Genomic DNA, 11,874 nt, shown 5'->3' on the forward strand with positions numbered 1-11,874 from the left:
AAAAAAAGGAGCTAGCACTGAGTTGCCTGCTCCTTTTTTTGTTTAGCAGCCGCGGGTGATGGGCATTTCAACCGGCTTGGGGTTGAGTGCGTATTTACCCAACTCCAGCTTGGCGATCGCATTGCGGTGCACTTCGTCTGGGCCATCGGCAAAGCGCAGCGTGCGGGCGCACGTGTAGCTGTACGCCAGAGGGAAGTCATCACACATGCCGCCTCCACCGTGCACTTGCATGGCCCAGTCAATGACCTCGCAGGCCATGCTGGGCGCGACCACCTTGATCATGGCGATCTCGTTTTTGGCGAACTTGTTGCCTGCCATGTCCATCATCCAGGCCGCCTTGAGCGTGAGCAGGCGGGCCATGTCGATCTTGCAGCGGGCTTCTGCGATGCGCTCTTGTGTCACCGTCTGGGCCGCGATGGGCTTGCCAAACGCAATACGGCTGGACGCACGCCTGCACATGAGTTCCAGTGCGCGTTCGGCCAGGCCGATGAGGCGCATGCAGTGGTGAATGCGACCGGGGCCGAGGCGACCTTGTGCGATTTCGAAACCGCGGCCTTCGCCCAACAGGATGTTGCTGGCGGGCACACGCACGTTCTCGAAGCGCATTTCCATATGGCCATGGGGCGCGTCGTCGTAGCCGAAAACATTCAGGGGGCGAACCACGGTGACGCCCTTGGTGTCGGCAGGCACCAGCACCATGCTCTGCTGGGAGTGGCGGGGGGCTTCGGGATCGGTCTTGCCCATGGTGATGTAGACCGCGCAGCGCGGGTCACCGGCACCAGAGATCCACCACTTGCGCCCGTTGATGACGTATTCATCACCCTGGCGTTCGATGCGGGTTTCGATGTTGGTGGCGTCGCTCGATGCCACATCGGGTTCGGTCATGGCGAAGGCCGAGCGGATCTTGCCTTCCAGCAGCGGCTTGAGCCAGCGAGCCTTGTTGTCATCCGAGCCGTAGCGGGCGATGGTTTCCATGTTGCCCGTGTCGGGTGCTGAGCAGTTGAACACCTCGCTGGACCACATAACGCGGCCCATGATTTCCGCCAGTGGGGCGTATTCCTGGTTGGTCAGGCCCGCGCCGTGGTAGCCCGAGGCCTCCGCGCTGTCCACGGGCAAAAACAGGTTCCACAGGCCGGCGGCCTGGGCTTTGGGTTTGAGGGTTTCAATCGTCTGCAGCGGAGTCCAACGCTTGCCAGCGGCGGTGTTGGCCGTGATTTCTGCGTGGTAGGCCGCTTCGGACGGGTAGATGTGCTCGTCCATGAATTTGAGCAGTCGGGCCTGCAGCTCTTTGGTCTTGGGGGAGTAGTCAAAATCCATGGAATCTCCGGGAGTAGGGGGCGTATGCGGTGCGAAAAAGGGTCAGGCTTGGCGGGCAAACTTCCAGGCCATCTGGGCCAGCGGGCGGGCGCCTGCGGCTGAGCTGACCGCCTGCGCACTGGATGCCGTGCCGGCTTCTACGCGCTTGGCGATGCCCTGCAGGATGGCCGCAATGCGGAACATGTTGTAGGCCATGTAGAAATTCCAGTCCGCCTTGAGCTGCGCGGGCTCGGCCAGGCCGGTGCGGTCACAGTACATGCGGATGTAGTCGTCCTCAAGGGGGATACCCAGCGCGGTAAAGTCCAGTCCCCCAATGCCGCGGAAGGCACCCGGTGGAATGTGCCAGGCCATGCAGTGGTAGCTGAAGTCGGCCAATGGGTGGCCCAGCGTGGAGAGTTCCCAGTCCAGCACCGCGCGGACTTTGGCCTCGGTGCTGTCGAACATCAGATTGTCCAGCCGGTAGTCGCCGTGCACGATGCTGACCATGCTGTCGTCGCGCGCCATGGCGGGGATGTTCTTGGGCAGCCATTCCATGAGCTGGTCCATCTCGGGGATAGGCTGCGTGATGGAGGCGACGTACTGCTTGCTCCAGCGGCCAATCTGGCGTTCGAAGTAATTGCCGGGTTTGCCGTACGCGGCCAGCCCGCGCTCAGCGAATTTCACTGTGTGCAGCGCAGCGATCACGCGGTTCATTTCGTTGTAGATGGCGCCGCGGTCCTGCGGCGTCATGCCCGGCAGCGACTGGTCCCACAGCACGCGGCCTTGCATGAACTCCATGACGTAGAAGGCGCGGCCGATGACGGACTCGTCTTCGCACAAGCAGTGCATCTGCGGCACTGGCACATCGGTGCCGTGCAGGCCTCGCATCACCGCAAACTCACGCTCCACCGCATGGGCCGAAGGCAGCAGCTTGGCCACAGGCCCAGGCTTGGCCCGCATGACATAGCTTTTACCGGGCGTGTTGAGCTTGTAGGTGGGGTTGGACTGGCCGCCCTTGAACATCTCTACGTCCAGCGGGCCGCTGTAGCCGGGCAGGTTCTGGTGCAGCCAGGTGTCCAGGGCTGCGACGTCAAAGGCATGTTGGCCCGAGACGGAACGGGTGCCTACAAAGTGGTCAAAGTCGCTCATGCAGATGGCTTGTTCAAAGTGGGGGCGAAGGCCGAAAGCTAGTTGTCCGCTTCAATGATGCGCATCAGCGCGGCGCGGTCGCGAATCACCAAGCCGCCCGGTTCGATGCGAATGGCGTCTTCGCGCTCCATGGCCTTGAGCTCCTGGTTCACGCGTTGGCGGGATGCACCCAGCAACTGCGCCAGCTCTTCTTGTGCCAGCTGCAGGCCGATGCGCACCTCGCTGCCATCGCTGAGCGAGGGCGCCCCGTAGCTGCGCACCAAGTGCAGCAATTGCTTGGCCAAGCGCGCCCGCAAGGGCAGGGTGTTGAGGTCTTCCACCAAACCGTAGAGCTGGCGAATGCGCCGCGCGTGCAGGCGCAGCATGGCTTCGTACAGCTCCACATGGTTGGCCAGTATCTTGCGGAAGTCGGCTTTGGCCACGCACAGAATCGTCGTCTCCCCATGCGCGTAGGCGTCGTGGGTGCGGCGGTCCCCGTCGAAGATCGCCACATCGCCAAACCAAATGCCTGGCTCCACATAGGTCAGCGTGATCTGCTTGCCCGAGATGGATGTGGAGCTCACGCGCACAGCACCCTTGGCACAGGCAATCCATTCCTCGGGCGGCTCGCCGCGCGCTGCAATCAGCTCGCCGTCTTTGTAGCGTTTGACGTAAGCGCATCGAAGAATGTCGTGTTTGAGAGAAGGAGAGAGGGATGAAAACCAGCGCCCTGCGTTGATCGCAGTGCGTTCGTCAATGGTAAGAATGGGTTCGTCCATGGCCTGTCTTTTGGGTGACTTGCAGAAGGGAAATCGCGCCCACATTGTCACCCCCGGGACCATGCGCTAGCCCCGGGGTTGTCACCAGTGCGTCTGGTGCAGGCTTACTCTTCTTCGTGCAGCAGGCTCAGGCCAATGGCGCCGCGACGGCGCAGCCATGGGCTGGGGCGGTAGCGGGTGTCGCCGTACACCGTTTGCATGTTGAAGAGCACTTCCAGCACGTTGGTAGGGCCACACAGGTTGCCCAGGGCCAAGGGCCCCATCGGGTAGCCCAGACCGATGGTCACAGCAGTTTCCAGATCGCGGGGGCTGCAAATGCCTTGCTGGCACATGTCAGTGGCAATGTTGACGATGTTGGCCACGACGCGTTGGGTCACAAAGCCGCCGCTATCGCGTACCACGCTCACTGCCTTGCCATCGCGCGCAAACAGGGCGTGTGCGGCGTCACGCATGTCGGTCCGCGTGGCCGGGTTGGTTGCCAGCACGCGGCGTTTGGTAGTTGCATCATCCAGCAGCATGTCGATGCCTACGGTGCGTGCGGGGTCGAGCCGTTCCACCACGGCCACGGTAGTGATGTCAAAGCCCAGTGGGGCCACCAGCGTCAGTGCGGCGGGCGAGGGTGATTGCCCGGTTTCGATCTTGGCGCCCAGATTCTTCAGCAGCATCAGCAGCTCCATGCGGCGCGAGGCACGGGGTGACAGCCAGACCGGTGGCATCTCCTCCACCACCGGCACCGGCGGTTCGCCGGGCAGAACGGCTTTGCCATCGGTGTAGACATAAAACCCTTCGCCGGCCTCGCGGCCTGTCAGTCCGCCAGCTAGGCGCTGTGCCGTGATCACGCTGGGGCGATAGCGCGGCTCTTCATAGTACTGGTGGTAAATCGACTCCATGACGGGGTGCGACACGTCCAGCCCGGTCAGGTCCATCAGCTCGAAGGGCCCGAGCTTAAAGCCGACCTGGTCGCGCAGGATGCGGTCGATGGTGGCAAAGTCAGCGACTCCCTCGGAGGCAATTCGCAGCGCTTCGGTGCCGTAGCCCCGGCCCGCATGGTTGACGATGAAGCCCGGTGTGTCTTGCGCCAGCACGGGGGTGTGGCCCAGGTCCTTGGCGTATTGCTGCAATGCTTGCACCACTGCAGGGGCCGTTTTGATGCCGGGAATGACTTCCACAACTTTCATCAGCGGCACCGGGTTGAAGAAGTGAAATCCTGCCAGTTGGGCGGGCCGCTGCAAACTTGCTCCTAGCGCGGTGATGGAAAGTGACGAAGTATTGCTCGCCAGGACCGCTTTAGGGGCCATTGTTTCCAGAGTGCGCAGCACCTGTTGTTTGGCTTCCATACGCTCTGTTACGGCCTCAATGACAAGCTCGCAGTCGGACAGTTCTTGCATGTCTGCAGCCAGTCGCAGGCGGGAGGTGAAAAGATCGATGTCGCCGGCAGCCAGGTGTCCTTTGTCTGCCAGTGTGTGCCACTGGGCTTGCAGTGCAGTTGAGGCGGCTTGCGCGGCACCGGGGGTCGAATCAAACAACAATACGGTGCTGCCAGCTTGTGCCGCAATTTGCGCGATGCCGCGCCCCATGGCCCCCGTACCAACAATGCCGATAAGTTCAAAATGTGGTTTCATCCCCGAATTATCAGATGCCGCCAGACAAGAAATACGGGGTGTTGTCGCTACCACCTTGGCTTTTGGGGCTGATGACGGTATGCGAGAATCGAAACCATTCATGAAGCTGGTCTTTCAACTCAAACATTGCGCCATCGGGGCCGTGCTGCTGTGTGCAGCGATGGGCAGCAGCGCGCTGACTTTGGGCCGTGCCCGTGGGGCGGCCCTGTTGGGCCAGCCATTCCAGATCACAGTACCCGTGCAGCTTGCGGCGGACGAAGATGGCAGCGGGCTGTGTTTTGAAGCCGATGTGTTCTACGGCGATGTACGCCAAGAATCGACCCGTGTATCGGTCACGCCAGAGCGCAATGCAGCCGGTCAGCCTACATCCCTGCGAATTCAGGCGCGTATGCCAGTAGATGAACCAGTTGTGTCGGTCTACCTGCGGTCTGCATGCGGTGTTTCCACGTCCCGGCGTTATGTGCTTCTCGCGGACTTGGTCTCGGAAACCGCTCCCCCCTTGGTGCCGAATGTGCCGGCACCAGCGGTGAGACCCATAGTGCCCGCCGTGCCAGCTGAACGTGTGTCAAACGCATCTTCGGTTGCGGTTGAGTCCGGTGTTGTCAGTGCTGGAGCTACCGCTCCATCTGTAGCGGCCCCCGCGTCGGCAAAGCCTGCCAAGCGGCTGTCACCACGTACCGATGCCCCTCTGCCCAATAACCGGGCGTCTGCTGCTAACCGCCCGCGTCTCAAGCTTGCGCCGTTGGATTTGTCGCAGGATTGGGAACCTTCGCTCAAATCGTCCTCGGAGTTGATGGCTGCTCCGGCAGAGGATTTGCAAAAGCGGCTTGCAGCTGCCGCGCTTTGGAAAAGCCTCAATCTCACGCCCGAAGAGATTTTGCAGGATGCCGCCCGCCTACAGGGACTGGAGCAAAGCATGGGCAAGCTCAGTGAACAAACGGCGCAAAACCAGCGCCAGATGCAGGCCCTGCTGAGCCGGTTGGAAAAATCCGAGGCGGAAAAATACTCTAACCCTTTGGTGTACGCACTCGCCGCTGCGCTGTTAGCCCTCGCTGGCAGTATCTTGTGGTTTTGGCGCAAGCTGCGAAACACGGGTGACGCGCCGTGGTGGCGAGGGCAGGGCGATTCCGAGGTCATGCCGGCTGAGCGTGACACAACGGCGCAAGACGCATCTGTTGCCATGCCTCCTGTGGTTCCTGCTGCCGTGCCTGCAAAACCCGTGGCGGTTCAGGTTCAGCCTGCCCCGGTTCGGGTTCGCAAGCCTGCGCCGCTCACTGATGTAGACATCGATTTGCATCTGGATGAAATCTCTGCGCCGGCTCCGGTGCCGGCGCCTACGGCATCCGCGCCACTGTCTTCCCGCATGATGGGCTTGCGTGACTTTTCGCCGAGCATGTCCGGTTCCTTGCGGTCCATCAACACCCAAGAGGTTCTGGACGTCCGTCAGCAGGCGGAGTTCTTCATGACTCTGGGGCAGTACGACGATGCCATCTCTCTGCTGGAACACAACATTGCCGACCACGCAGAAGCCAACCCACTGGTGTACCTCGATTTGCTCAAGGCCTTGCACACCTTGAGTCGCAAAGACGCTTACGACCGTTACCGCGACGAGTTCAATGCGCTGTTTACGGGTCATGTTCCGGCCTACGCCCAGTTCAACCAACCCGGGCAAGGGTTGGATGCGTACCCTGAGTTGTGTGCCCACATTGCATCGGTCTGGCCCAGCAAGGCTGCGCTCGAGTTTATTGAAAAGTGCTTGGTACGAGCGCGTAATGCTGCGGCAGAGATGCGTTTTGATCTGGAGGCATTCCGCGAACTGTTGCTTTTGCATGCGCTGGTAACGCGTTTGTCGGGTGAAGCAACCAGTGGTGTAGCGCCGTTCAGCGCTGCCAAAGCTGTAGAGCCATCGGGGCTGCTCTCGGCAGAAACCGGGCCTGCGCCCGTGGATGCTGCCTTGCCCGCCATGGATATTGACTTGGATTTGTCAGACTCTGTACCGCCTGCTGACAACCTCATTGAGTTTGATGCGTCCGGCCTGTCTGTTACCCCGCCGCTGACACCGCGCTCCTAGGTGCTTGAGGCGTTTGAGGTGTTCAGCGGCGTACCTGCAGTGCGCCCGGGTTGATGATGTTCGACGGGGTACCTTTGATGAAGTTCACCACGTTGTCAAAAGCCGCACCGAAGTACATCTCGTAGCTGTCCTGCTCCACATAACCAATATGGGGTGTGCAGATGCAGTTTTCCAGCCTGAGCAAGGCGTGGCCTTGCAAAATCGGTTCAGTCTCGAAAACATCCACCGCAGCGAGACCAGGACGGCCCCGGTTGAGTGCACCAATCAGCGCATCGGCTTCAATCAGCTCTGCCCGTGAGGTGTTCACCAAAAGAGCCGTGCTTTTCATGCAGGCTAGGTCGGCGGCAGTCACGATGGCACGGGTGCTGTCGTTCAGGCGCAGGTGCAAGGTGAGCACGTCACTGCGCGAGAAAAATTCTTCGCGATCATTAGCGCTGAGGTATCCGTCTTTCACAGCCTTTTGGCGTGAGCTTTCGCTGCCCCAGACCAGCACCTGCATGCCGAAAGCACGGCCATACCCTGCGACCAATTGGCCAATGCGGCCATATCCCCAGATGCCCAGTGTTTTGCCGTGCAAGACGTTGCCCAGCCCGAAATTGGCCGGCATGGAGCCTGCCTTGAGCCCGGACTGTTGCCAGGCGCCGTGTTTGAGGTTGCCAATGTAATGGGGCAGTCGGCGCATGGCTGCCATGATCAGGGCCCAGGTCAACTCTGCAGGCGCGGTTGGGGAGCCTACGCCTTCGGCCACCGCAACGCCGTGCTCAGTGCACGCCTGTACATCAATGTGCGATCCTGCACGCCCGGTTTGGGCAATCAGTTTGAGACGGGGGAGTTTGTCAATCAGGGATCTGGTGATCTGCGTGCGTTCGCGGATCAGGACGATCACATCGGCGTCTTTAAGCCGAATGGACAGTTGGCCTATGCCTTTGACCGTGTTGGTGTACACCTTGGCAGGAAAGGCGTCGAGCTTGGCAGAGCATTGCAGCTTGCGCACCGCGTCCTGATAGTCATCCAGAATCACAATATTCATGCATGCCATTGTGCCTTGGGATGGCGGTCGCCCGGCCGCCGGCGGGGCAAAATTGCCCTGCTTTTGTTACGCAGCTTCGCAGGCCGCCAAGCGGTCCAGTTCGGCGCACACATCGGCCATGCGGCCCGAAATCACCATGCGGCCAACCTCAGAGCGTGCTTGCCCCGATTCGACCACACGCACCACACGCAAGGGCTTGGATTTCAAGCTGTTTGGTGCCTTTTGCGGCGTGGATATTGCGCGAGTAGCTACTAAATAAGGAGCGGTTTTAGGCTTTGCAGCTGGGGTGATGGGTTGGTGACGTAGCGACGGGCTGGTCTCGGGCCACAGCCATTGTTGCAAGAGACGCAACGGCGCCCAGAAATCAGGTTTGATGGCGAGAGCGGTATTCATGGTCAGACGTCCTGGGGTTCACATCAACATGGTGTTACGAATCAGGCCCACAGCCAGGCCTTCGATCTCGAATGGTTCGCCGGGCTCCACCACAATGGTTTGGTAGTCGGGGTTTTCAGGGTGCAGTTCGATCAGGTGTTTGTTGCGGCGAAAACGCTTGACGGTGACTTCTTCGCCCAAGCGTGCCACGACGATCTGGCCATTTTTGGCGTCTTTGGTAGCTTGTACGGCGAGCAGGTCGCCGTCCATGATGCCGGCGTCACGCATGGACATGCCGCGTACCTTGAGCAGGTAGTCGGGCTGGCGCTGAAACAGGCTGTTTTCCACGTAGTAGGTTTGGTCTACGTGCTCTTGTGCCAGGATGGGCGAGCCCGCAGCCACACGGCCAATCAGGGGCAGAGCCAGTTGGGCCAGGCCAGGCATGGGCAGCGCAAACTGTTTCATGCGGGACTCTTGCATGGAGCGCAGCACGTCACCTTTGAGGCGGATGCCGCGCGATGTGCCACTGACCAGCTCAATCACGCCTTTGCGGGCGAGGGCCTGCAGATGCTCTTCGGCGGCGTTGGCTGACTTGAAGCCCAGTTCGGTGGCGATTTCCGCCCGGGTGGGGGGGGCGCCGGTGCGAGCAATGGCGCCCTGGATCAAATCCAAAATTTGCTGTTGGCGGGCGGTGAGTTTGGGACTTTCAAGCATACTGACTCCTTCGGGTTGGGTCGGTGCTGGCTGTGTGTCTGTACACACTGTTTTCTCATCCAGTAACTGTATTTTTAACCAGTTTTTTGATTAATGCAAGCGGGACGGTGATGTATGGGTAAAAAAGTAGTGGTTTTGGGCACAGGGGGCACCATTGCGGGTCGCTCGGAGCGCGGCTCTGACAATGTGGGCTACAAGGCTGGGGAGGTGGGGGTACAGTCGCTGTTGGATGCCATTGCGCCTTTGAAAAGTGCCTTGCAAGGGCGGGAAATGGTGGCTGAGCAGGTGGCCCAGGTGGACAGCAAGGACATGGGGTTTGCCGTCTGGTCCACGCTGGCGCAGCGCTGTGCCGAGCACCTACAGGATTCCGAGGTCGATGCCGTAGTGATCACCCACGGAACGGACACACTGGAGGAGACTGCCTTTTTTCTGGAGCAGGTGCTGCCGCCCGCGCTGCTACAGGCCAAACCATTGGTTATGACCTGTGCCATGCGCCCGGCTTCGGCGCTCACGCCGGACGGTCCGCAAAATGTGCTGGATGCCGTGGCAGTGGCCTTGGACAGTGCGGCCCGGGGGGTGCTGGTGGTCTGTGCGGGTGCGGTGCACAGTGCGCGTCTGGTGCAGAAGAGTTACACCTACCGTGTCGACGCGTTTGACTCCGGGGATGCTGGGCCACTGGCCTTGGTAGAGGAAGCCCGGGTGCGTTGGCTGGGCCAGCCGGTGCATGTGGCTCCTGCTTTTTCGCTGGAGCGTCTGTCTTTGCCTCATGCTGCCTGGCCGCGTGTCGAGCTTGTGATGAATTACGCGGGCGCCTCGGGTGCCATGGTGCGAAGTCTCGTCTATTCGGACGCAAATGTGCCCCCTTTGCGTGGACTGGTCGTCGCAGGTACTGGCAATGGCACTCTGCATGTGGACCTGGAAGCCGCTTTGCTGGAGGTTCAGCGGCAGGGAGTGCGCGTGGTGCGTGCCAGCCGCTGTGCCCGTGGCCAGGTGGTGGCTGGGGAGGCACCTGCGGCCTTGCCCCACTCCCAAGGTTTGTCGCCCGTGAAGGCGCGCATTGCGCTGATGCTGGCGCTCATGGCGTAAAAGAAGCCGCTTGCGCGGCTTTTTTGCAGTGCCTGTTGCGCTTACCGGCTCAGCGCTTCAAACACGCGTGCGGTGATGGCGTCTACGTCACCCATACCGCTGATGGCGCGGTATTTGGGGGCTGCGGCTTGGTCTTTGGCCGCCCAGCTGGAGTAGTACTCCACCAAGGGACGTGTTTGTGCGCTGTAGACGTCCAGGCGTTTCTTGACCGTCTCTTCCTGGTCGTCAGGGCGTTGCACCAGCGGTTCTCCCGTCACATCGTCCAGACCTTCCACCTTGGGCGGGTTGAACTTGACGTGGTACGTGCGGCCCGATGCAGGGTGCGAACGGCGGCCGCTCATGCGTTCGATGATCGCGTCGAACGGGACGTCAATTTCGACCACGTAATCCAGCGCCACGCCAGCGGCTTTCATGGCATCGGCCTGAGGAATGGTGCGGGGAAAGCCGTCAAACAAGAAGCCCTTGGCGCAATCGGGCTGCGCAATGCGTTCTTTGACCAGGTTGATGATGAGGTCGTCGCTGACCAGTCCGCCGGACTTCATGACAGCATCGGCCTGCAGGCCTAGCGGTGTGCCAGCTTTGACGGCCGCACGCAGCATGTCGCCAGTGGAAATTTGCGGAATTCCGTACTTTTGACAAATGAAGGTGGCTTGCGTGCCTTTGCCAGCGCCGGGTGCGCCCAACAGAATCAGTCTCATGGATAACCTCGGATAAAACAAAACTTTGGCGCTTGTTTGGCACCTTGCTGGTGCGTTTTTCTTGCGCGCGTGTAGCTCTGGAGAATAGCACGGGCTGTCCCGTGCTTAACTTACAGCTTCGGCGCCAAGCCAGCGAGGATGGCCCGGACGCGTGCCAAGTCTTCTGGGGTGTCCACCCCGGGGCCGGGGGCGTGCGCGCTGACATGCACTGCGATCCGGTGCCCGTGCCAAAGCGCGCGCAGTTGTTCCAGTGCTTCCACGACTTCGATAGGGGCCTGGGGCAGGCGCGGAAACTCCCGCAGAAAACCCACGCGGTAGGAGTAGATGCCAATGTGGCGCAAGGGGGCTGGCGAAGGCAGGCTGCTGATGCCATTGGCAAAGCCGTCACGCCACCAACTGATGGGTGCGCGGCTGAAATACAGCGCCAAGTGGGCGGCGTCGTGCACGACTTTCACCACATTGGGGTTGGCAAAGTCAGCCACCTCGGTGATGGCATGGGCGGCTGTGCCCATGCTGGCTTGTGGCGTGGCTTGCAACAAGGCCGCTACCGCTTGCACCAAGTCGGGATCCATCAGCGGTTCGTCACCCTGGACGTTCACCACAATGTCCTCGTCGGCCAGACCCAGAATATCGCAGGCTTCTGCCAGGCGGTCGCTGCCGGAGGGGTGATCTTGGCGGGTCAGGATGGCCTGCACGCCATGTGCTGCACAGGCTTGCACGATGGAGCCGCTGTCTGCAGCCACCACTACGCGATTGGCTTGGGGCACGCCTTCACGGACCCGCTGTGCTACCCGCACCACCATGGGGATACCCCCGAGGTCCGCCAAAGGCTTGTTGGGCAGGCGGGTGGAAGCAAGGCGCGCAGGAATGAGAACTGTGAAACCCATGCTGCCGCTCACAGCCCAAGCTCGGCGTCGGTGAGGACGCGGGCCTCGTTTTCCAGCAGGATGGGAATGCCGTCGCGCACGGGGTACGCCAGGCGGGCGCTGCGGGAGACGAGTTCCTGCTGGTCGCGGTTGTATTCCAGGGGGCCCTTGGTGACGGGGCAAACAAGCAGTTCGAGAAGTCTGGTGTCCAT

12 protein-coding genes are annotated in these 11,874 nt (G+C 61.0%); 2 read left to right on the forward strand and 10 right to left on the reverse strand.

Features of this window, described 5'->3' with window-relative positions:
* Positions 1-42: 42 nt before the first annotated feature.
* The 4 genes from U5O12_RS00590 to U5O12_RS00605 all read right to left on the reverse strand — a co-directional run bounded on the left by U5O12_RS00590 (position 43) and on the right by U5O12_RS00605 (position 4,825).
* Positions 43-1,317 (reverse strand): acyl-CoA dehydrogenase family protein, encoded by a 1,275-nt coding sequence (locus U5O12_RS00590; protein WP_322576770.1) that lies wholly within the window; start codon positions 1,315-1,317, stop codon positions 43-45.
* A gap of 42 nt (positions 1,318-1,359) precedes the next feature.
* A complete protein-coding gene (locus tag U5O12_RS00595; RefSeq protein ID WP_322576771.1) occupies positions 1,360-2,445 on the reverse strand; it encodes a phosphotransferase in 1,086 nt (361 codons plus the stop codon).
* Between the two features lie 38 nt (positions 2,446-2,483).
* Positions 2,484-3,203, reverse strand: a complete 720-nt coding sequence (locus U5O12_RS00600; protein ID WP_322576772.1) for a Crp/Fnr family transcriptional regulator — start codon at positions 3,201-3,203, stop codon at positions 2,484-2,486.
* 104 nt (positions 3,204-3,307) lie between these two features.
* On the reverse strand, positions 3,308-4,825 hold the full coding sequence (locus tag U5O12_RS00605) for a 3-hydroxyacyl-CoA dehydrogenase (RefSeq protein WP_322576773.1): 1,518 nt from the start codon (positions 4,823-4,825) through the stop codon (positions 3,308-3,310).
* A gap of 100 nt (positions 4,826-4,925) precedes the next feature.
* On the opposite strand from U5O12_RS00605, the gene U5O12_RS00610 reads away from it, so the two are divergent.
* Positions 4,926-6,896, forward strand: coding sequence for a hypothetical protein (locus tag U5O12_RS00610; protein WP_322576774.1), 1,971 nt, complete (start codon positions 4,926-4,928; stop codon positions 6,894-6,896).
* Positions 6,897-6,918: 22 nt separating this feature from the next.
* Here the strand turns inward: U5O12_RS00610 and U5O12_RS00615 are convergent, their stop codons facing one another.
* The 3 genes from U5O12_RS00615 to lexA all read right to left on the reverse strand — a co-directional run bounded on the left by U5O12_RS00615 (position 6,919) and on the right by lexA (position 9,012).
* Complete coding sequence (locus tag U5O12_RS00615) at positions 6,919-7,926, reverse strand: D-2-hydroxyacid dehydrogenase family protein (RefSeq protein ID WP_322576775.1); 1,008 nt, start codon at positions 7,924-7,926, stop codon at positions 6,919-6,921.
* Between the two features lie 66 nt (positions 7,927-7,992).
* Positions 7,993-8,133 (reverse strand): hypothetical protein, encoded by a 141-nt coding sequence (locus U5O12_RS00620; protein WP_322576776.1) that lies wholly within the window; start codon positions 8,131-8,133, stop codon positions 7,993-7,995.
* A 204-nt stretch (positions 8,134-8,337) separates the two neighbouring features.
* Complete coding sequence (lexA, locus tag U5O12_RS00625) at positions 8,338-9,012, reverse strand: transcriptional repressor LexA (RefSeq protein WP_322576777.1); 675 nt, start codon at positions 9,010-9,012, stop codon at positions 8,338-8,340.
* A 114-nt stretch (positions 9,013-9,126) separates the two neighbouring features.
* Between lexA and U5O12_RS00630 the strand changes: the two genes are divergently transcribed.
* Entirely contained in the window at positions 9,127-10,098 is a 972-nt protein-coding gene (locus tag U5O12_RS00630) for an asparaginase (protein ID WP_322576778.1), read from the forward strand.
* Between the two features lie 41 nt (positions 10,099-10,139).
* Here the strand turns inward: U5O12_RS00630 and adk are convergent, their stop codons facing one another.
* The 3 genes from adk to U5O12_RS00645 all read right to left on the reverse strand — a co-directional run bounded on the left by adk (position 10,140) and on the right by U5O12_RS00645 (position 11,874).
* The gene (adk, locus tag U5O12_RS00635; RefSeq protein ID WP_322576779.1) at positions 10,140-10,796 is read right to left on the reverse strand and encodes an adenylate kinase; all 657 of its coding nucleotides are present in this window, start codon (positions 10,794-10,796) and stop codon (positions 10,140-10,142) included.
* Positions 10,797-10,906: 110 nt separating this feature from the next.
* The gene (gene kdsB, locus U5O12_RS00640) at positions 10,907-11,683 is read right to left on the reverse strand and encodes a 3-deoxy-manno-octulosonate cytidylyltransferase (protein ID WP_322576780.1); all 777 of its coding nucleotides are present in this window, start codon (positions 11,681-11,683) and stop codon (positions 10,907-10,909) included.
* Between the two features lie 8 nt (positions 11,684-11,691).
* Entirely contained in the window at positions 11,692-11,874 is a 183-nt protein-coding gene (locus U5O12_RS00645) for a Trm112 family protein (RefSeq protein WP_322576781.1), read from the reverse strand.

The sequence above is a fragment of the Rhodoferax sp. genome (assembly GCF_034519335.1).
Classification (GTDB): Bacteria; Pseudomonadota; Gammaproteobacteria; order Burkholderiales; family Burkholderiaceae_C; genus Allorhodoferax.